This window comes from Pseudomonas alkylphenolica, assembly GCF_016009175.1.
Classification (GTDB): Bacteria; Pseudomonadota; Gammaproteobacteria; order Pseudomonadales; family Pseudomonadaceae; genus Aquipseudomonas; species Aquipseudomonas alkylphenolica_B.
In genome coordinates, this window is the sequence record NZ_JADUCM010000011.1 from 100893 (window position 1) to 121064 (window position 20172).

At 60.6% G+C, this 20172-nt stretch carries 14 protein-coding genes and 1 tRNA gene; 3 read left to right on the forward strand and 12 right to left on the reverse strand.

Going from position 1 to position 20172, the window contains the following annotated elements; all coding sequences use genetic code 11:
• Position 1: 1 nt before the first annotated feature.
• From I5S59_RS12375 to rpsU, 7 genes are all read right to left on the reverse strand, one after another.
• Complete coding sequence (locus tag I5S59_RS12375; protein ID WP_197876924.1) at positions 2 to 1456, reverse strand: 2-hydroxymuconic semialdehyde dehydrogenase; 1455 nt, start codon at positions 1454 to 1456, stop codon at positions 2 to 4.
• 114 nt (positions 1457 to 1570) lie between these two features.
• Positions 1571 to 2533 carry a LysR substrate-binding domain-containing protein gene (locus I5S59_RS12380; RefSeq protein ID WP_197876881.1) on the reverse strand — a complete coding sequence of 321 codons (963 nt, stop codon included), beginning with the start codon at positions 2531 to 2533 and terminating at the stop codon, positions 1571 to 1573.
• Between the two features lie 217 nt (positions 2534 to 2750).
• Positions 2751 to 2827: transfer RNA gene (locus I5S59_RS12385), tRNA-Ile, on the reverse strand.
• Between the two features lie 13 nt (positions 2828 to 2840).
• Positions 2841 to 6584 carry a bifunctional diguanylate cyclase/phosphodiesterase gene (locus tag I5S59_RS12390; protein ID WP_197876882.1) on the reverse strand — a complete coding sequence of 1248 codons (3744 nt, stop codon included), beginning with the start codon at positions 6582 to 6584 and terminating at the stop codon, positions 2841 to 2843.
• Between the two features lie 127 nt (positions 6585 to 6711).
• Positions 6712 to 8559 carry an RNA polymerase sigma factor RpoD gene (gene rpoD / locus I5S59_RS12395; RefSeq protein WP_197876883.1) on the reverse strand — a complete coding sequence of 616 codons (1848 nt, stop codon included), beginning with the start codon at positions 8557 to 8559 and terminating at the stop codon, positions 6712 to 6714.
• A gap of 67 nt (positions 8560 to 8626) precedes the next feature.
• The gene (dnaG, locus tag I5S59_RS12400) at positions 8627 to 10597 is read right to left on the reverse strand and encodes a DNA primase (RefSeq protein WP_197876884.1); all 1971 of its coding nucleotides are present in this window, start codon (positions 10595 to 10597) and stop codon (positions 8627 to 8629) included.
• A 304-nt stretch (positions 10598 to 10901) separates the two neighbouring features.
• Positions 10902 to 11117 (reverse strand): 30S ribosomal protein S21, encoded by a 216-nt coding sequence (rpsU, locus tag I5S59_RS12405; protein ID WP_002551877.1) that lies wholly within the window; start codon positions 11115 to 11117, stop codon positions 10902 to 10904.
• Between the two features lie 202 nt (positions 11118 to 11319).
• Here rpsU and tsaD point away from each other — a divergent pair, with 202 nt between their 5' ends.
• Positions 11320 to 12345: a tRNA (adenosine(37)-N6)-threonylcarbamoyltransferase complex transferase subunit TsaD gene (tsaD, locus tag I5S59_RS12410; protein WP_197876885.1), complete on the forward strand. Its 1026-nt coding sequence runs from the start codon at positions 11320 to 11322 to the stop codon at positions 12343 to 12345.
• A 23-nt stretch (positions 12346 to 12368) separates the two neighbouring features.
• Here tsaD and plsY read toward each other — a convergent pair whose 3' ends face one another.
• Positions 12369 to 12938, reverse strand: coding sequence for a glycerol-3-phosphate 1-O-acyltransferase PlsY (gene plsY / locus I5S59_RS12415; protein ID WP_197876886.1), 570 nt, complete (start codon positions 12936 to 12938; stop codon positions 12369 to 12371).
• Positions 12939 to 13012: 74 nt separating this feature from the next.
• Here plsY and folB point away from each other — a divergent pair, with 74 nt between their 5' ends.
• A complete protein-coding gene (folB, locus tag I5S59_RS12420; RefSeq protein WP_197876887.1) occupies positions 13013 to 13366 on the forward strand; it encodes a dihydroneopterin aldolase in 354 nt (117 codons plus the stop codon).
• On the forward strand, positions 13357 to 13866 hold the full coding sequence (folK, locus tag I5S59_RS12425) for a 2-amino-4-hydroxy-6-hydroxymethyldihydropteridine diphosphokinase (RefSeq protein ID WP_197876888.1): 510 nt from the start codon (positions 13357 to 13359) through the stop codon (positions 13864 to 13866). The genes folB and folK overlap by 10 nt, the downstream gene beginning before the upstream one ends.
• 29 nt (positions 13867 to 13895) lie before the next feature.
• Here the strand turns inward: folK and I5S59_RS12430 are convergent, their stop codons facing one another.
• From I5S59_RS12430 to I5S59_RS12445, 4 genes are all read right to left on the reverse strand, one after another.
• The gene (locus I5S59_RS12430; protein ID WP_197876889.1) at positions 13896 to 15125 is read right to left on the reverse strand and encodes a multifunctional CCA addition/repair protein; all 1230 of its coding nucleotides are present in this window, start codon (positions 15123 to 15125) and stop codon (positions 13896 to 13898) included.
• Positions 15126 to 15182: 57 nt separating this feature from the next.
• Entirely contained in the window at positions 15183 to 16745 is a 1563-nt protein-coding gene (locus I5S59_RS12435) for a SpoVR family protein (RefSeq protein ID WP_197876890.1), read from the reverse strand.
• On the reverse strand, positions 16742 to 18013 hold the full coding sequence (locus I5S59_RS12440) for a YeaH/YhbH family protein (protein ID WP_028942156.1): 1272 nt from the start codon (positions 18011 to 18013) through the stop codon (positions 16742 to 16744). Before I5S59_RS12440 ends, I5S59_RS12435 begins: the two co-directional genes overlap by 4 nt.
• Positions 18014 to 18117: 104 nt before the next feature.
• Positions 18118 to 20040 carry a PrkA family serine protein kinase gene (locus I5S59_RS12445; RefSeq protein WP_028942155.1) on the reverse strand — a complete coding sequence of 641 codons (1923 nt, stop codon included), beginning with the start codon at positions 20038 to 20040 and terminating at the stop codon, positions 18118 to 18120.
• Positions 20041 to 20172 lie beyond the last annotated feature (132 nt).

A 20172-nucleotide genomic window follows, 5' to 3' on the forward strand; every position in this document is an offset into this window, starting at 1 on the left:
CTTAGGCGTTGACGCAGACGGTGGTGGATTCCGAATAGAAGTCCAGGGAGTGACGGCCGCCCTCGCGGCCCAGGCCGGAGAGCCGTGCGCCGCCGAAGGGCGTACGCAGGTCGCGCAGGAACCAGGTGTTGACCCAGACCATGCCGACGCGCAGTTGGCGGGAAACCTTGTGAGCGCGCTTCAGGTTGGTGGTCCAGATTGCAGCGGCAAGGCCGTAGGCACTGTCGTTGACGCGGCGAATCACTTCATCGTCGCGGTCGAACGGGGCGACATGGCAGACCGGACCGAAGACTTCCTCGCGCACGCAGCGGGCGTCATCGGACAGCCCGGTCCAGATGGTCGGCTGCACGAAGGCGCCATTGTCGCGGGCGTCGCCGAACGTCGGCACACCACCGCCGCTGACCACGGTGGCACCCTCGCGGCGGGCCAGCTCGAAGTATTCGAGGACCTTGTCGCGGTGCTTGTGGGAGATCAGCGAGCCCATATTTACGCCGTCCTCATCCGGGTAGCCGATCTTCAGTTTCTCGGCACCTGCCTTGAGTGCGGCAACGAAGCGCTCGTAGATCGGCCGTTCGACGTAGACCCGTTCCGAGCACAGGCACACCTGGCCGGAGTTGGTGAAGCTTGAGCGCAGCACGCCAGCCACCGCCGCGTCGAAGTCGCAGTCAGCGAACACCACGGCGGCGTTCTTGCCACCCAGTTCGAAGGACACCTCGCGCACGCCTTCGGCGGCCGCTTTCATGATGGTGGCGCCAGTGCGCGACTCGCCGGTGAAAGTGATGGCATCCACGTCCGGATGGCGGGTGAGGAATTCACCGGCCGAGTTCGGCCCGAAGCCATGCACCAGGTTGAATACGCCTGCGGGCACGCCGGCTTCCAGCATGACCTCGGCCAGCAGGGTGGCGGAGGACGGCGAGTCTTCCGAGGGCTTGACCACCACAGAGTTGCCGCAGGCCAGTGCGGGTGCGACCTTCCAGGTGAGCAGCAACATCGGCAGGTTCCATGGCGAGATGATCGCCACCACGCCGTGGGGCTTGCGCACCGTGTAGCTGAACACGTCGCTGCCATCGCCGGTGCGCATCTCATAGTACTCGCCGCCGGCCTGGCGGATCTGCTCGGCAAAGGTGCGGAAGTTGTGCACGCCGCGGGCAATGTCCAGGGTCCGCGCTTGCTGTACCGGGCGGCCGGTATCGGCTACTTCGGCGGCGACGAAGTCTTCGAAGCGCCGCTCGATGCAATCTGCGATGCGCACCAGCACGTCGGCGCGCTGGCTGGCGCTGTAGCTGGCCCAAGGGCCTTCCTGGGCCGCCTTGGCAGCGGCGACCGCGCGCTCCACCAGCGCCGCGTCGGCCTCGCAGACCTGGCCCAGAATGCGGCCGTCGATGGGGGACACATTGTCAAAGGTCTTGGGGGTGGTAACGAACTCGCCATTTACGAAGTGGCGCAGCAGGGACAGGGGGGCGGACACGGCAACCTCCGATTCTTGGATTTCGGAGGAGTCTATGTGTTCTACCTATAAGCGAGTAATCAAAGGTTTGCCATCCTCTATTAGCACCTGGAATAGCTGTGATCAGGCCGTCAGGTCGCCATGTTGCTCTTGGCTGGCTTGTTCCAGGCACTCGCGGAACAGCCGCGCCGCAGGCCCCAGTTCACGATTGCCTGCGTGGAAGTAGCCAATGTCGCCGAACTGCAGGTGGCTGCCCAGATCCAGGGTGCGCAGCAACCCGGCTCCAATGAACTGGCGAGCCGCTTCCAGGGGCATCACCGCGACGGTCTGTTGGTCCTGCATCAGGCTTAAGTTGGTGAGGATCGATAGCGACTCGACCACGTTGCTCGGCGCCGCCAGTCCGGCTTCGTCGAACAGCCGGTCGACGGTGCGACGCAGCAGTGAGTCGCGGGTCGGCAAGACCCAGGGGTAGTCGAGCAGGGTAGCCAGGCTAACCGGGACCTGGCCGATCAGGGGATGCTGTGCACCGGTAACCACCGCCAGCTCCTCGCCGTAAAGCACCACTGCCTCAAGCTGCGATGATTCGTGGTGCCAGCGCCAATCGTCCGGCACCCGACCGACGACCAGGTCGACCTCGCCCACCGCCAGGGCCGGGAACAACTGGTCCATCTGCCCGACCCGCAGTGACACCAGCACCTTCGGAGCACGCTGCTTGAGCAGTTTCAGCGCGTGCGGCAGCAGCGAGCTGGATGCCGAGATCAGGGTCCCCACCAGGACATGCCCCGAGGTGCCTTCCTGGTAGGCATTGACCTCGTCGGTCAAGGAGCGCAGCTCGGCCAGCAGCGACTTGCTACGGCGCGCCATCAGCGCGCCCAAAGGGGTGGCGCTGACGCCCCGGTTGCCGCGAACCAGCAGCGGCGCGCCGAAGTACGACTCCAGCTCGTGGATGATCTTGGTCACCGCTGGCTGGGTCAGGCCCAGCGCCTGGGCTGCGCGCAGCAGCGAGCCACTCTGCAGCACCTGATCGAAGACTACCAGTTGGTAGAACTTGAGTTTGCGGGCGACAGATAGATGAGTGAACTGCATGAGTGACCTTCGGGTGACTGGCCTATTGCCAGGAGTATCGCACAACTGCATTGCACGGATTGCAGCGCTGGCTGTTGTACTGAAGGCGGTAGGAGCTGGCTTGCCAGCGATGCAGGCGATGCGCAGGGACTGATTGCGCGTGGATGCCATCGCCGGCAAGCCGGCTCCTACAAAACACGCGGACAAGAAAAAGCCGCGCTATGCGCGGCTTTGGAGTTGGTGGGCCCACACGGACTTGAACCGTGGACCAAAGGATTATGAGTCCTCTGCTCTAACCAACTGAGCTATAGGCCCCAGTGGTCGCGGATTATAACGAGGGTTTCCGGGCTGTGCTATCCGAAAGATCTGAAACTGCTATACGAAGAAACGTTGCAGCGAATTCTTCGGCGGGCAGTGGCAGGCTGACAATGTAGCCCTGGATCTGCTCGCAACCTTCGGCGGCCAGGAACCGTTGCTGGGCCTGGTTCTCGACGCCCTCGGCAATGATCGTCAATTGCATGCTGCGTCCCAGGGCGATGATCGCGCGGGCAATGGCGGCATCATGGGGGTCATCGGGCAGGCCGCGGATGAACGACTGATCGATCTTGAGGATATCCAGTGGCAGGCGCTTGAGGTAACTCAACGAGGAGTAGCCTGTGCCGAAGTCATCGATGGCCAGTTGCACACCCAGGTGTTTGAGCTGGTGGAGGATGGCCAGCGCTTCTTCGGCCTGACTCATGATGAAGTTTTCGGTGATCTCCAGTTGCAGGTCGCCGGCCCTGAGTTGGTGGGTCTTGAGCAGTTGCTCGATACGTTTGATCAGGCTGGGCTGGCGCAGTTGAGCACCCGCCAGGTTCACCGACAACGGCCCGAACGCGAGGTAGTCCCGTTTCCAGCTCTGCATCTGGCGACAGGCTTGTTCCAGCACCCAGTCACCCAGTTGCAGGATCATGCCGTTTTCTTCAGCTAACGAGATGAAGTGTTCCGGCGGCACCTCGCCAAGTACGGGGTGCGTCCAGCGGATCAGTGCTTCGGCACCGACCAGGCTTTGGGTCTTAAGGCTGAACTTGGGCTGGTAGCTCAGGCTCAGCTCATTGCGCTCTACGGCCCGGCGCAACTCATGCTCGAGCGCGATACGCTCGCTGGCCTGGGCAGTGAGGTCGCGGGTGTAGCATTCGACGCGGTTACGGCCTTTGGCCTTGGATCGGTACATCGCCGCGTCGGCATTGCGGATCAGCGAGGCAACATCGGTGCCGTCCTGTGGATAAAGGCTGGTGCCGATACTGGCGCTGGTGAAGAACTCGTGTTCGCCTGCCTGGAACGGGGCGCCGAAGCAGGCCAGCAGTTTGTTGGCGATATGGCTGGCATCGCTGGGTTGGTGCAGGCCGGGCAGGAGGATGATGAACTCGTCACCACCCAGGCGTGCCACGGTGTCGATGTCGCGCACCTGCTCCTTCAGGCGCTGGGCGATGCCTTTGAGCAACAGGTCGCCGACCGGGTGGCCGAGGCTGTCATTGATGTGTTTGAAACGGTCCAGGTCCAGAAACAGCACAGCGCCCTGACGCTTCGAAGTCTGTGCGCAGTTAAGCGCGGCTTGCAGACGGTTTTCGAACAGCGTGCGGTTGGGCAGGCCGGTAAGCGGATCGTGATGCGCCTGGTAATCGAGTTTGGCTTGCGCGTGCTTGAGGCTGGAGATATCGGCAAACACCGCGACAAAGTGAGTGACAACCCGCTCGCTGTTGCGCACGGCGCTGATGGTCAGCCAACTGGGGTAAAGCTCACCATTCTTGCGCCGGTTTTGAATTTCACCTTGCCAGTGCCCCTCGGCGGTCAGCTGGTGCCACATGGCCGCGTAGAAGGCGCTGTCATGCTGACCGGAGGCGAGCAAGCGCGGAGTCTGTCTCAGCGCTTCAAATTCGCTGTAGCCGGTGATCTCGCTGAAGGCCCGGTTGACCGCGCTGATGCGTTGCTCGGTGTCGGTGATCAACACGCCTTCTGCGGTGTTTTCGAACACCGTGGCAGCCAGCTGCAGTTTTTCCTGCATCAAGTGGCGTTCGGTGATGTCGCGGGCGATGGTCAGCATGCAGCCGACGCCGGCAATCGGCAGTGGCCTGGCCGACAATTCGCACAGGCGTATCTGGCCGTCGCTGCGGCGGATGTGGCAGGTAAAGTCCCGTACAAAGCCGTCTCTGTGCAGCAGCTCCAGCAGCCGCTTGCGCTCGTTGAGGTCTACCCACATGCCCAGATCCAGGGACGTCTGGTCCAGGGAGGTGTGGCTGTCGAAGCCGGTCAGGCGGCAAAAGCCTTCGTTGACTTCCAACAGCAGGCCGTCGCTCTGGCGCGACAGCAGCAGGCCGTCGGGTGAGGCGTGGAAGGCTTTGGCAAATTTCTCTTCCGAGGTTTGCAGTTGCTCCTGGGTCTGCTTGAGCTGGGTGATGTCGCGCACGGCGACAACCAGCGCCGGGGTACTGTCGAGCTCGAATGTCTCGGCCGAAATCAGGCCGGTGAACTGTTGACCGTTGCTGCGCCGGAACAGGGTTTCCATGTTGCGGATACTGCCGGACTGCAAACGCCGCAGCAGCTCGGGGTCCGCACCTTCGAGCCCCCAGATATTCAGCTCGCTCGCGGTGCGGCCGATGACCTGTTCCGAGCTCAGGCCGATCTGCTCTTCGAAGGCCTCGTTGACCTCCAGCAGGCAACCGTCGCTAAGGCGGGCAATGAAGAGAATGTCGGGGCATTGCTGGAACACCGAGGCAAACTTTTGCTCCGAGAGTCGCAGGGCGTCTTCGGCATTCTTGGTTTCGCTGATGTCGATCATCAGCCCGCGCATCACCGGCTTGTGCCCGTGCTCGATCAGGCTGACGATATCGCGTACCCACAGGCAGCGGCCATCGGCGCAGATAACCCGGTACTCAAGGCTGTGGTCGCGCCCGGCAGCGGTTTCGCTGTCACAGAACGCGTGGGCCCAGAGTGCATCGTCGGGGTGAATGATGCTGCGCCAGAAGCCCGGCCGCAGCCACTGGCTCAAGGGATAGCCGAGGAGGTCTTCGGCATGTGGCGAAACATAGTTGTAGGTGAAGTCGTTGGCGTCGGCTTCCCAGGCGATTGCGGAGAGGCTCTCGACCAGGCCGCGGTAATGATATTCACTGCTGCGCAGTTCTTGCTCGAGGGCAATGCGTCGGGAGATCTCTGAACTCAAGCGCCTGTTGATGCGGATGACCGCCGCCAGGATCGCCACCAGCAACAGGATGCCGGGCAGGCCGTAGAGCAACAGGTCCTGCCAGAGGTTGCGATGATCGAGAACCTTGCCAACCCAACGCTCCTGAATGTCGTTGACCTCGCTGGGGCTCATGTCGGTCATGACCTTGTCGATGATGCCGGCAAGGATCTTCTGGTCCCGTGGCACCGCCATGGCCAACTGATAGCGGTAGGACGTCTCACCGCTGACATACAAACCTTCCAGCTTGAGCTGACGCAGGCTCCAGACACTCGACGCCAGGTCACCGACTACGGCGTCCACCTCATCGGTGGCCAGGGCCTGAAGTGCTGAGCTGACGTTGGGCAGGGCGACCAGGTTCAGGTCCGGGTGATGGGTGCGCAGCAATTCATGGGGCGCATAGTTTTCGACAACGGCGATCTTCAGGCCGTAGAGGTCCTTGAGGGTCCGCGGTTGGGCGCCGCCTTCATGGGCCAGAATGACAATCGGGAAGTCCAGGTACGGGCGGGTAAAGGCCAGGTAAGCCTGGCGCTCCGGTGTCGACATGATGCCGGGGAGCAGGTCCAGTTTGTTTTCCTGGGCCTGGTTCAGCACGGCAGTCCAGCTGGACGGCTCGACCGGCTTGAACGCCACCCCCAGTCGTTCCTGAAGAAGGGCAATGTAGTCGGCAGCCAATCCCTGGTAGCGGCCATCCGGGTCACGGTATTCAAACGGTGGCCAGGACGCATCGATGCCCAGGCGCAGCTGCGGATGCGCGCTGAGCCAGGCTTGTTCTTCGTTGGTCAGGGTCAAGGCGCCGGCCGTTGCACTCCAGAACAGCTGAAGCAGCAACAGAAGGGCCGGCATTTTGGGCATAACGGCCTCGTCACACAGGTAAACTGATTCGAGTGTAGACGGGCATTTCGGCGGCGGGGAAGTGCGTTAGGTCTTAAAGTTTCTGATCGAGCAAAAGAAAAACCCCGGCCTGGGCCGGGGTTCGTCATCACTCGTCGAGGAAGGAGCGCAGGTGCTCGCTTCGCGTCGGGTGGCGCAGCTTGCGCAGCGCCTTGGCTTCAATCTGACGGATCCGCTCACGGGTCACGTCGAACTGCTTGCCGACCTCTTCGAGGGTGTGATCGGTGTTCATGTCGATACCGAAACGCATGCGCAGCACTTTGGCTTCGCGAGCGGTCAGACCGGAGAGCACGTCACGGGTCGCTTCCTTGAGGCTTTCAACCGTGGCGACATCGATTGGCGACTGCATGGTCGAGTCTTCGATGAAGTCACCCAGGTGCGAATCTTCGTCGTCACCGATCGGGGTTTCCATGGAGATCGGCTCTTTGGCGATCTTCAATACCTTGCGGATCTTGTCCTCAGGCATTTCCATGCGTTCACCCAGCTCTTCCGGGGTCGGTTCGCGACCCATTTCCTGCAACATCTGCCGGGAAATACGGTTGAGCTTGTTGATCGTCTCGATCATGTGCACCGGAATACGGATGGTGCGGGCCTGGTCGGCGATCGAACGGGTGATCGCCTGACGAATCCACCAGGTGGCATAGGTCGAGAACTTGTAACCACGACGGTATTCGAACTTGTCCACCGCCTTCATCAGGCCGATGTTGCCTTCCTGGATCAGGTCGAGGAACTGCAGGCCGCGGTTGGTGTACTTTTTGGCGATGGAGATCACGAGACGCAGGTTGGCCTCGACCATCTCTTTCTTCGCCCGACGAGCCTTGGCTTCACCGATCGACATGCGACGGTTGATGTCCTTGATCTCGGCAATGGTCAGACCGGTTTCGGTCTCCAGGTCGATCAGCTTTTGCTGGCAAGCGACGATGGCGTCGTTTTTCTCGCCCAGTGCTGCGGCCCACTTGGTGCTGCGCTTGGAAAGATCGCCGCTCCAGGTCTGGTCGGTCTCGTTGCTCGGGAACAGGCGCAGGAAGTCGGCACGGGGCATGCGTGCGTCACGGACACACAGTTGCATGATCGCGCGCTCTTGCTGACGCAGACGGTCCAGGGCACCACGAACGCGCTCGACCAGCACTTCGAACTGCTTGGGCACCAGCTTGATCGGCATGAACAGCTCGGCCAGCTCAAGCATCGCCTTGAGGCTGTCCTTGTGCTGACGACCGTTCTTCTTCAGTACCTTGAGGGTAGCGTTCAGTTGTTCCTGAACGGCACCGAAGCGCTGACGGGCAACTTCAGGATCGGGACCGCTTTCGGTCTCTTCCTCTTCCTCGTCACCATCCTTCTCTTCGTCCTCGTCCTCATCCTCGGCCTTGGCCGGGGCTTTCGGATCGATGGGCGGCGGTACTTCGGCCGGCGGGGCAATGCCGTCGTCCGGGTCGATGTAACCGCTGAGGACGTCCGACAGGCGGCCACCTTCGGCGGTTACACGATCGTATTCGCTGAGGATGTAGTCGACAGTACCCGGGAAGTGGGCAATAGCACCCATGACTTCGCGAATACCTTCTTCGATACGCTTGGCGATTTCGATCTCGCCTTCACGGGTCAGCAGTTCGACGGTACCCATTTCACGCATGTACATGCGCACCGGGTCTGTCGTGCGACCAATATCGGTTTCCACAGCCGCCAACGCAGCAGCGGCTTCTTCAGCTGCGGCTTCGTCGGTGTCGGCTTCGGCCAACAAAAGGGCATCCGCATCCGGAGCACTCTCGAATACGTTGATCCCCATGTCGTTGATCATGCGGATGATGTCTTCCACCTGCTCCGGATCTGAAATATCCTCTGGCAGGTGGTCGTTGACCTCCGCGTAAGTCAGGTAGCCCTGCTCACGACCGCGGGTGATCAACTCTTTGATGCGAGACTGCTGTTGCGCTTTTCCGGACATAACACCCTATCCACTGAAGGTCTTGGCGGGCAAAAAACAAGCCGAGGATTATACCCGAGCTAGGACCTCACGCGCCAGTTGAGGTCGGGGTTTGTGCGGGAACATTACGGCTCAGCAGGTCGCGCAGCTGGTTTTTTTCCTCTGCGCTCAACTCACTTTGACGTGCTTTTCTGAGCAAATGTTCCAGGGTTCGCTCGCGTTGGCGAGCGGACAAGCTAGTTATGGTGTCGAAAAACTGTTGTTCAAGGTTATCGGCATCGATCAGCCATTCCTTTTCTGCCAGTGCACGCAACAGGCGACCTTGTTCGGTGCCGTGCCAGCGTGCAATCAGCTGTAGTGAGCGTAGCTCAGGATTCTTTTGCAGGGCCTCGAGCAGCGCCACCAGCAACTGGGCGTAGACGTGTTCTTCGGCGGCGAAGTGGCCTGCATCCTCGACTTTTTTCGCCAGTTGCGGGTGGTGCAGCAAGGTGCGCAGAGCGCTCAACGTCGGGGGTTCTACCGAAGTCGGTACCCGCGGCGGCGGGTCCTGCTGCTGACCGTTGCGCCCCCAGGGTTTGCCCTTCTTGTCCCAGGGTTTGCCGTCCCATTTCTTCTTGCCGCCCTTGTTCGGCGTCCACGCTTGCTGCGCCGGTGCGAAGTCGGGTTGCTGGAAGTCGCCGTAGTCCGGCGTGTAGTCGGGAATGGCGTCGTAATCGATCCCGGGGTCGTAGCTGGGCGGTGCTTCTGCCGGTGCGCTGTGGCTCAGTTGTTCGACCTGCTGGTTGTCCAGCCCGGTGATTTCCTTGAGGCGATTGCGCATCAGGGCGCGCAAGTTGGCGCCCGGCACTTTTTCGATCAACGGTGCTGCCAGGGTGGCCATATGGGCCTTGCCCTCGAGCGAGCGCGGGTCGGCTTCTTCGGTCAGTTGCTGGAAAAAGTAGTCGGCCAGGGGTTGGGCATGCTGGTTGATGCGGGCGCGGAAGGCGTCAGTGCCTTCGGCGCGGATCAAGGTGTCCGGGTCTTCGCCTTCGGGCAAAAACAGAAAGCGCGCCTTGCGCCCGTCCTGCAGGCTCGACAGGGCGGCCTCCAGCGCGCGCCAGGCGGCGTTGCGGCCGGCCTGGTCGCCGTCGAAGCAGAACAGCACGCTGGGCACGACGCGAAACAGTCGCTTGAGGTGCTCTTCGCTGGTGGCTGTGCCCAGGGTCGCTACCGCATTGCGCAGGCCTTGCTGGGCCAGGGCGATGACGTCCATGTAGCCTTCAACCACGATGATTTCATCGAGGTTGCGGTTGAATTTGCGTGCCTCGTACAGCCCGTACAGTTCCTGACCCTTGTGGAAAACCGGGGTTTCCGGGGAGTTCAGGTACTTGGGTTTGTCGTCACCCAGCACGCGGCCGCCGAAGGCAATCACCCGCCCGCGGCTGTCGCGGATCGGAAACATGACCCGGTCGCGGAAGCGGTCGTAGCGCTTGCCCGACTCGGCGTTCTCGATCAGCAGGCCGGCGTCGATCATGGCTTTCTGCTGCAGGGTATCGCTGCTCAGGTGTTTGAACAGGTTGTCCCAGCCAGGAGGGGCATAGCCCAGGCCAAAATCGCGAGCGATCTCCCCGGACAGGCCGCGACCTTTGAGGTACTCAACGGCTGAACGACGTGTCGGGTGGCTCTTTAGGGCCTGGCGATAAAATTCGGCTGCTGCTTCCAGCAGCGGGTACAGCGGCGAGTCGGTGGGTTGCCGGGGCTTGTGCCCGCGTCCGCTTTCCTCGCGAGGTATCTCCATGCCAGCGGCTTTGGCCAGCTCCTCGACCGCCTGGGGGAAGTCCAGGTTGTCGTGGTCCATGATGAAGCCAAGGGCGTTGCCCCCTGCGCCACAGCCAAAGCAATAGTAAAACTGCTTGTCGGGACTGACGCTGAAGGAAGGGGTTTTTTCCTTGTGGAACGGGCAGCAGGCCGTCAGGTTCTTGCCGGCCTTTTTCAGCTGCACGCGCGAACTCACCACATCGACGATGTCGGTACGGTTGAGGAGGTCGTCGATGAAGCTTTGGGGAATCAGCCCGGCCATGGCACTCTCATCATCAGGCGATATGCAAGTGTAATCGCTAATGCTGCGGGAACGGCTTCGCGTTCGAGCGATGTCGAATGGCGTAACACAAAATTCGGAAAGACGTGCTCGTCTGTAGCCGGTGAGGGCTCGTCAGTAATGACGTGCACAGCTGGCGTTGAGGCCAGTTCTGACGTTTCAGGCAGGTTGTTCGCACTGCATGGCAATGGAACGCCTCGGGCATAAATGCCTGAGGATCAAGCTGCGACTGCCGGCAGCCCGGCTTTGGGCCGGGCGAGGCAGAAGCTTGCGACGAACGTCTGTATTAGTACAGACGAACGGCGCGGCGCTGTTCGCGCTGAACTTTCTTGGCGTGACGTTTAACAGCGGCTGCTGCTTTGCGCTTACGCTCAGAAGTCGGCTTCTCGTAAAATTCGCGGCTACGAACTTCAGCCAGAACACCGGCTTTTTCGCAGGAGCGCTTGAAACGACGCAGAGCTACGTCGAAGGGTTCATTCTCTTTAACTTTGACGGCTGGCATCCAGAGCTACCTTCATTCATTACCGGGGGTCAACGAACTCGTGGCAAAACTGTGCACTGGAGAACGTCGGTTTTTAAGGGTTGCGGATGTTAACCCTTAGCCAGCCGGAATGCAAAGCCTCTGATCGAAAACCGCTGGTCGGCACCGGGAGTGGGGACTATCATGCGCGCCTTCGAATTCAGCCTAAACAAGGCGCGGACCCATGCTAGTACTGGGATTGGAAACATCCTGCGACGAAACCGGCGTCGCATTATACGACAGTGAACGTGGTCTTTTGGCCGATGCATTGTTCAGTCAGATCGACCTGCACCGGGCCTATGGCGGCGTGGTGCCGGAGCTTGCGTCGCGTGATCACGTCAAACGCATGCTGCCGTTGATTCGCCAGGTGCTGGCCGACGCCGGCTGCGTGGCCACCGAAATTGACGCCATTGCCTACACCGCAGGCCCGGGACTGGTCGGGGCATTGCTGGTGGGGGCTTCGTGCGCCCAGGCTCTGGCGTTTGCCTGGGGCATTCCGGCGTTGGGCGTGCACCACATGGAAGGTCATTTGCTCGCGCCGATGCTCGAAGAGCAGCCGCCCGAGTTCCCGTTCGTCGCCTTGCTGGTGTCTGGCGGCCATACCCAGCTGGTGCGGGTAGACGGTATCGGCCAGTACGAACTGCTGGGCGAAACGCTTGATGATGCCGCCGGCGAAGCGTTCGACAAGACCGCCAAGCTGATGGGGCTGAATTATCCGGGCGGCCCGGAAATCGCTCGCCTTGCCACGCAGGGTGTGCCCGGGCGTTTCGTCTTCCCGCGGCCGATGACCGATCGTCCTGGCCTGGATTTCAGCTTCAGCGGCTTGAAGACCTTTGCCCTCAACACCTGGCAGCAGTGCCAGCAAGCTGGGGACGACGGCGAGCAAACCCGTTGCGACGTGTCGCTGGCCTTCCAGCAGGCGGTGGTGGAAACTCTGACCATCAAGTGCAAGCGTGCCTTGAAGCAGACGGGCCTCAAGCGCCTGGTGATCGCCGGTGGTGTCAGTGCCAACAAGGCGTTGCGCACGTCGCTGGAGGACATGCTGGCGAGCATCAAGGGCAATGTGTATTACGCCCGGCCACAGTTCTGTACGGACAATGGCGCGATGATCGCCTACGCCGGTTGCCAGCGCCTTGCTGCGGGTCAGCAGGAAAGCCTGGCAATCAGTGTTCAGGCGCGTTGGCCGATGGAGCAACTGGCACCGCTGTAATGAGCGGTGCTCAGGTTCAGGATTCAGAAATGCCGTTCGCGGCCGGCAAAAAGGTCGCGTAGATTGCCGCGGTGGCGCCAGACGATCAGCACGGTCAGTACGCTGATGGGCAACAGCGCTTCCGGCTCGCGCCAGGCCAGCAATGGCAAGGTAAGCGGTGTGGCAATCAGCGCCGCCAGTGAGCTGGTGCGTGTGAGGTAGAAGGTCAGCAGCCAGGCGCTGATGGCCAGGAGTGCTGCCGGTGGGTATAGCCCCAGCAGAATGCCGGCAGCGGTGGCAACACCCTTGCCGCCGCGAAAGCGGAAGTACAGCGGGAACAAGTGGCCAACAACTGCGCACACGCCGATCCAGGCCTGTTGTTGCAGGTCGAGGCCGGCAAGATTGGCGATCAGCACGGGCAGCATGCCTTTGCACAGGTCGCCAAGCAGGGTCAGGATCGCGAGTTTGCGGCCGGCCAGGCGCAGCATGTTGGTTGCACCGGCATTGCCAGAGCCGCTCATGCGCGGGTCCGGACGACCGTTGAGTCGACTCAGGACGATGGCAAAGGACAGCGAGCCAAGCAGGTAGGCGAGCAGCGCCAGTAACCAAAACATGCTAACTATTCCGGGCGAGGACGCCCTGATTCTAACGGCGCCCGTCGCCCTTGTCGTGCAGTGGAGAGAAGTGCTTGGACAGAGTGTTCATCGAAGGCCTGGAAGTCGATACCGTTATCGGTGCCTATGACTGGGAGCGTGGAATTCGCCAATGCTTGCGTCTGGACCTGCGTTTTGCCTGGGACAACCGTCCTGCAGCGGCGGGTGACGATCTGACCCTGGCGCTGGACTACGCCAGCGTGACCGCACGTATCCAGGCGTTTGCCGAGCAAACCGAGTTCCAGCTGGTGGAAACCTTTGCCGAGCGCCTCGCGGCGGTGTTGATGAGCGAGTTCCATATCCCCTGGCTGCACCTGAAGCTGACCAAGCCGGGTGCGATTCCTGCCGCCAGTGGGGTAGGCGTGGAGATCGAGCGCGGATGTCTCTGAACAGGGTTTACCTCGGGCTGGGTAGCAATATCGATCGTGAGCGGCATCTGACGGCAGGGCTTGATGCTTTGGCCGAGGTGCTGCAGGACATGCGCTGTTCGGCGGTGTTCGAAAGCCAGGCCGTGGGCATCAAGAGCGGGCCGTTCTTCAATCTGGTGGTCACCGGCCTGACCGCGTTGCCACTGATGGAGCTGGATCGCCGGCTCAAGTTCATCGAAGCCGACAACGGCCGCTACGCCCCTGAACGCAAGGGCTTGCCGCTGGACATCGATGTGCTGATGTACAACGACCTTCATGGCAGCTTTGACGGCCTGGTATTGCCGCGGGCAGAAATTCTCAAGAATGCGTTCGTATTGTGGCCATTGGCGCTGATCGCGCCGGACCTGCTGCATCCGGGGGCTGGCAAAACCATGGGGCAGTTGTGGGCCGGGGCGCAGATCGGGCAGATACTGGCGCCCGTACCGTTCGAGTGGCACGGACGGCAGCTGACTTCAGTTTGACGCCGTCGCTGGCTGGCCAGCGATGAGGTTTATGACGTGGCACTGTTCTTGTAGGCCTTCAGCGCTTTCAATCGCTCGCCCTTGAGCGCCTCGCCCAGCGCCTGACCGGTCAGGCCCTGCTGCACCAGGGGCTGTACCTGCACTGCACGCGCCGCTGCGGCTGCGCCACGCAAATACGCAGCCTGTGGATAATCGCGCTGTTCCAGGCCTTTGCGACCCCGGGCGTCCATCTCGCATGCAGCAATAAATTCCTCGAAGCGCTGGGGGCGGCGATACACATCGAAGCTTTGCAACAGCTCCAGCAAGGTCGATGCCCGCAGCTCCAGTGCCCGATGGCAGTGGGTGTGGTATTCGCCCACCAGCAGGGCCAGTTCCTGACAGTCACGGGGTGCCTTGAAGCGCTGGTTGACCGCCTTGATCAGCTTGAGCCCGCGCTGTTCGTGAGCGATGTGCCGCGGCCAGTCTTCCTCGGGCGTAAGGCCCTTGCCCAGGTCGTGCAGCAGGCAGGCCCAGCGCACGCTAAGCGGCTGTTGGTGCAGGGCGGCCTGTTCGAGCACGGCGAGGGTGTGCAGGCCGCTGTCGATTTCCGGGTGATGGGCTGCAGGCTGAGGCACGCCGAACAGTGCGTCCAGTTCAGGCAGCAGTTCCTTGAGGGCGCCGCAATCGCGTAGCACCTGGATAAACACCTGGGGGTGATCCTCCATGAGCGCGCGGGCGATTTCTTTCCAGCTGCGCTCGGCGGTAAGGGCCTGCAGCTCGCCGGACTCGCTCAGTTGGCGCATCAGCTCGATGGTTTGCGGGGCGACCGTAAAGCCCAGCCCTGCATAGCGCGCGGCAAAGCGGGCGACGCGCAGCACGCGTAAGGGATCTTCGGCGAACGCCGGAGATACATGGCGTAAAATTCGGTCTTTTAGATCCTTCTGGCCGTTATAGGGGTCGCTGACGTTGCCCTGCTCATCCTCGGCCATGGCGTTGATGGTCAGGTCGCGCCGGATCAGGTCTTCTTCAAGGGTAACCTCGGGGCTGGCGTGAAAAGTGAAGCCCCCGTAGCCGCGTCCACTCTTGCGTTCAGTGCGCGCCAGCGCATATTCCTCACCACTTTTGGGGTGGAGGAATACTGGAAAGTCGCTGCCCACCGGCCGGTAACCCAATGCCAGCATTTGCTCTGCCGTCGCACCGACGACGACCCAGTCGATATCGCTGACCGGCCGACCGAGCAGGCGATCACGTACGGCGCCTCCGACTTTGTAGATCTGCATGTAAACCCTCCATTGATGCCCACAGGATACCCTGTCCGGCAGCAACGGAGGATCGGCTTACAGGTGCACGACGGCCAGGTCCAGGCGCCCGTACTCGGCGTCCCCGTGCTCGCCTTTGGGCGGCACATGGTGGGTTTTCATGATTTGCTCGCCTTGTACGGTCTCAAGGTGGATATCGAAGCCCCAGAGGCGGTGCAGGTGCTTGAGAACCTCCTCGGTAGAATCACCCAGGGGTTTGCGGTCATGCTGCTGATGGCGCAGGGTCAGCGAGCGGTCGCCACGGCGATCAATGCTCCAGATCTGCACATTGGGCTCACGATTGCCGAGGTTGTACTGCGCAGCCAGGGTTTCACGGATGATTCGGTAGCCGCCTTCATCATGGATGGCAGGCACCAGCAGGTCATCGCGCTGGTCGTCATCGAGGATGCTGAACAGCTTGAGATCACGGATAACCGTGGGTGACAGGTACTGCAGGATGAAGCTTTCGTCCTTGAAGCTGCTCATGGCGAACTTGATGGTCGACAGCCAGTCGCTGCCGGCAATGTCGGGGAACCAGCGACGGTCCTCTTCGGTGGGGTTCTCGCACATGCGCCGGATGTCCCGGTACATGGCAAAGCCCAGGGCATAAGGGTTGATGCCGCTGTAGTAGGGGCTGTCGAAGCCTGGCTGGAACACCACGCTGGTATGCGACTGCAAAAACTCCATCATGAAGCCGTCAGTGACCAGGCCTTCGTCGTAGAGGTCGTTCATCAGGGTGTAATGCCAGAACGTGGCCCAGCCTTCGTTCATCACCTGGGTCTGGCGCTGCGGGTAGAAGTACTGGGCGATCTTGCGCACGATGCGCACGATTTCGCGCTGCCAGGGTTCGAGCAGCGGGGCATGTTTCTCGATGAAGTAGAGGATGTTTTCCTGCGGCTCGGCCGGGAAGCGCGCGTTGTCACGCTCGCTGTTCTTGTCGGCGCCTTTGGGAATGGTGCGCCACAGATCGTTGATCTGCTTCTGCAGGTGCTCTTCACGTTCTTTTTGCCGGCGCCGCTCTTCCTCGGCAGAGATAGGGTAGGGGCGCTTGTAGCGGTCGACACCGTAGTTCATCAGGGCGTGGCAGGAGTCCAGCAGGTCTTCCACGGCATCGATGCCGTGGCGCTCCTCGCACTGGGTGATGTACTGCTTGGCGAACACCAGGTAATCGATGATCGAGCTGGCATCGGTCCAGGTGCGGAACAGGTAGTTGCCCTTGAAGAAGCTGTTGTGGCCGTAGCAGGCATGCGCAACCACCAGCGCCTGCATGCAGATGGTGTTTTCTTCCATCAGGTAAGCAATGCAAGGGTCGGAGTTGATCACGATTTCGTAGGCCAGGCCCATCTGGCCGCGGCTGTAGGACTTCTCGGTGCTGAGGAAGTGTTTGCCGTAAGACCAATGGTGGTATCCCAGTGGCATGCCGACGGAGGCGTAGGCATCCATCATCTGCTCGGCGGTGATCACTTCGATCTGGTTGGGGTAAGTGTCCAGGGCATAGCGCTCGGCCAGGCGGCTGATTTCCCGGTCATAGGCCTGGATCAGTTCGAATGTCCATTCGGACCCGGTAGAAATGGGGTGGCGCTTCTGCTCTCTAGCGGTCATGTCACTAACCTGCGCTGGAAGAGTTCACGGAAGACCGGATAAATATCGCCGGCCGACACCAGCTGTTGCTGGGCGAACGTATCGGCAAAGGCTTCGCCGATGCGTTCATACTCGAACCACAATGCCTGATGTTCGCGTGGGGTGATCTCAACGTAAGTGTAGTACTGGACGAACGGCATGATCTGCTTGGTGAGTATCTCGCGGCAGATCGGCGAGTCGTCGTTCCAGTTGTCGCCATCTGAAGCCTGGGCTGCGTAGATATTCCACTCGCTGGCCTGGTAGCGCTCGGCCATGATCTCCTGCATCAGTTTCAGGGCGCTGGAGACGATGGTGCCGCCGGTTTCCCGGGAGTAGAAGAACTCTTCCTCGTCCACTTCGCGGGCACTGGTGTGGTGGCGGATGAACACAACCTCGATCTTGTCGTAGTTACGCTTGAGGAACAGGTACAGGAGGATGAAGAAGCGTTTGGCGATGTCCTTGGTGGCCTGGGTCATGGACCCGGAAACGTCCATCAGGCAGAACATCACCGCCTTGGAGCTGGGGTTGGGTTGCTTGACCAGCAGGTTGTACTTGAGGTCGAAAGTGTCAAGGAAGGGCACGCGGTGGATACGTGCACTCAATCGCTCTATTTCGGCTTCGATTTCCTGAATATCGCCGAAGTTATCTGGTTCTTCACGTTTCAGTCGAGCGAGTTCTTCCTGTGCCTCGCGCAATTTGGCGCGGCTGCTGCCAGACAGGGCAATGCGCCGCGCATGGGCTGAACGCAAGGTACGGATGATGTTGATCCGTGACGGATTACCTTCGTTGCTGATACCCGCGCGTACGGTTTTGAAGGTGTCTGTGCCGGCCAGGTGGCGTTTCACCAGGTTGGGCAGTTCGAGGTCTTCGAACATGAACTCGAGAAATTCTTCCTGGGTAATCTGGAAGACAAACTCGTCCATCCCTTCACCAGAATTACCGGCCTTGCCGCGACCGCCACCACCGCCTCCGCCCTGAGGACGGGCGATGTGTTCGCCGGCGGTAAACTCCTTGTTGCCCGGGTGCACGACGGTTTGCTTGCCGCCCCGGCCATGGTGAAGCACCGGCTCGTCGATGTCGCGACCGGGAATGCTGATTTGCTCGCCATGCTCCATGTCGGTAATGGAGCGACGACTCACGGCCTCCTCGACGGCTTTCTTGATGTGGTCACGGTAACGCCGCAAAAAGCGCTGGCGGTTGACCGTGCTCTTGTTCTTGCCGTTCAGGCGTCGGTCGATCACATAGCTCATAGGCCCCTCCGGGGAGCTGAAGACTCAAGCTTCAAGCCGCAAGTCGGGCCGGGAGGGTTGCCAATACCCGGCGTCGAGCTTGCGGCTTGCCACTTACAGCTCGGTCACTGCGATTTCCTGACCCGCAGGTACCATTCCGAGAGCAGCCTAACTTGCTTGTCTGTGTAGCCGCGTTCCACCATTCGGGTGACGAAGTCGTTGTGTTTCTGTTGGTCCTCTTTGCTGGCTTTGGCGTTGAAGCTGATGACCGGCAGCAGGTCTTCGGTGTTGGAGAACATTTTCTTCTCGATCACCACCCGCAGTTTTTCGTAGCTGAGCCAGGTCGGGTTCTTGCCATTGTTGTTGGCCCGGGCACGCAGTACGAAGTTGACGATCTCGTTGCGGAAATCCTTCGGATTGCTGATGCCTGCCGGCTTCTCGATCTTCTCCAGCTCTTCGTTGAGCGCGATACGGTTGAGGATCTCGCCGGTTTCCGGGTCGCGGTACTCCTGGTCCTGAATCCAGAAGTCGGCGTACAGCACATAGCGATCGAAAATGTTCTGGCCGTATTCGCTGTAGGACTCCAGGTATGCAGTCTGGATTTCCTTGCCGATGAACTCGATGTAGCGCGGTGCCAGGTATTCCTTCAGGTAGCGCAGGTAGCGTTCGCGTACTTCCGCCGGGAATTGCTCTTGCTCGATCTGCTGCTCCAGCACATACAGCAGGTGCACAGGGTTGGCTGCGATCTCGTGCGGGTCGAAGTTGAAGACTTTCGACAGGATCTTGAAGGCAAACCGGGTCGAAAGACCGTTCATGCCTTCATCAACACCTGCTGCGTCGCGGTATTCCTGGATCGACTTGGCCTTGGGATCGGTGTCCTTGAGGTTTTCGCCGTCGTAGACCCGCATTTTCGAGTAGATGTTCGAGTTTTCCGGCTCTTTGAGGCGCGACAGCACGGTGAACTGGGCCAGCATCTTCAAGGTGTCAGGCGCGCAATGAGCCTTGGCCAGGGAGCTGTTGAACAGGAGCTTGTCGTAGATCTTGATTTCATCGCTGACGCGCAGGCAGTAGGGCACCTTGACGATGTAGATCCGGTCGATGAAGGCCTCGTTGTTCTTGTTGTTGCGGAAGCTGTGCCATTCCGATTCGTTGGAGTGGGCCAGCAGGATCCCGGAATAGGGGATCGCGCCGAGGCCTTCGGTGCTGTTGTAGTTACCTTCCTGAGTGGCGGTCAGCAGCGGGTGCAGTACCTTGATGGGCGCCTTGAACATCTCGACGAATTCCATCAGGCCCTGGTTGGCCCGGCACAGGGCGCCTGAATAGCTGTAGGCGTCTGCGTCGTTCTGTGGGTACTCCTCAAGTTTGCGGATGTCGACCTTACCGACCAGGGCAGAAATATCCTGGTTGTTTTCATCACCCGGCTCCGTCTTGGCCACGGCAATCTGATTGAGGATCGACGGGTACAGCTTGACCACTTTGAACTGGCTGATGTCGCCCCCGAACTCGGCCAGTCGCTTTGTCGCCCAAGGCGACATGATGGTGTTCAGGTAGCGCCGCGGAATGCCGAAGTCTTCTTCAAGAATGGCGCCGTCCTCGGTGGCATTGAACAGCCCCAGAGGCGATTCGAAGACTGGGGAGCCCTTGATGGCATAGAAGGGGACCTTCTCCATCAGTTGCTTCAGCTTTTCGGCCAGCGAGGATTTACCGCCCCCCACAGGGCCGAGTAGATAGAGGATCTGTTTCTTCTCTTCCAGCCCTTGGGCGGCATGGCGGAAATAGGAGACGATCTGGTCGATGCACTCCTCCATGCCGTGGAAGTCTTCGAAGGCTGGGTAGCGGCGGATCACCTTGTTGGAGAAGATTCGCGACAGCCTTGAGTTGTTCGAGGTGTCGACCAGTTCTGGTTCACCGATGGCCATCAACAGGCGTTCGGCCGCCGACGCGTAAGCACTGCGATCGCTTTTGCAGAGCTCCAGATACTCTTGCAGCGATAGTTCTTCCTGACGGGTGGACTCGAAACGTTGCTGGAAGTGGCTAAAAATACTCATGACGTCACCTCGCTCGATACGTGGAGCCGACGCCGGATCAGTCAGCTGATGCTGGCATGCAATCGACGAGTGCCGACTGCTGTTTACCCCCCAGAACACCTATAAATCGCTACCGATGACCCGCACGCCGGT

Coding starts and splice junctions, on each gene's coding strand:
- rpoD (WP_197876883.1), bottom strand. CDS start 8,559: ATGTCCGGAAAAGCGCAACAGCAGTCTCGCATCAAAGAGTTGATCACC.
- I5S59_RS12435 (WP_197876890.1), bottom strand. CDS start 16,745: ATGACCGCTAGAGAGCAGAAGCGCCACCCCATTTCTACCGGGTCCGAA.
- tsaD (WP_197876885.1), top strand. CDS start 11,320: ATGCTAGTACTGGGATTGGAAACATCCTGCGACGAAACCGGCGTCGCA.
- I5S59_RS12440 (WP_028942156.1), bottom strand. CDS start 18,013: ATGAGCTATGTGATCGACCGACGCCTGAACGGCAAGAACAAGAGCACG.
- rpsU (WP_002551877.1), bottom strand. CDS start 11,117: ATGCCAGCCGTCAAAGTTAAAGAGAATGAACCCTTCGACGTAGCTCTG.
- dnaG (WP_197876884.1), bottom strand. CDS start 10,597: ATGGCCGGGCTGATTCCCCAAAGCTTCATCGACGACCTCCTCAACCGT.
- plsY (WP_197876886.1), bottom strand. CDS start 12,938: ATGTTTTGGTTACTGGCGCTGCTCGCCTACCTGCTTGGCTCGCTGTCC.
- I5S59_RS12390 (WP_197876882.1), bottom strand. CDS start 6,584: ATGCCCAAAATGCCGGCCCTTCTGTTGCTGCTTCAGCTGTTCTGGAGT.
- I5S59_RS12445 (WP_028942155.1), bottom strand. CDS start 20,040: ATGAGTATTTTTAGCCACTTCCAGCAACGTTTCGAGTCCACCCGTCAG.
- I5S59_RS12430 (WP_197876889.1), bottom strand. CDS start 15,125: ATGCAGATCTACAAAGTCGGAGGCGCCGTACGTGATCGCCTGCTCGGT.
- I5S59_RS12380 (WP_197876881.1), bottom strand. CDS start 2,533: ATGCAGTTCACTCATCTATCTGTCGCCCGCAAACTCAAGTTCTACCAA.
- folK (WP_197876888.1), top strand. CDS start 13,357: ATGTCTCTGAACAGGGTTTACCTCGGGCTGGGTAGCAATATCGATCGT.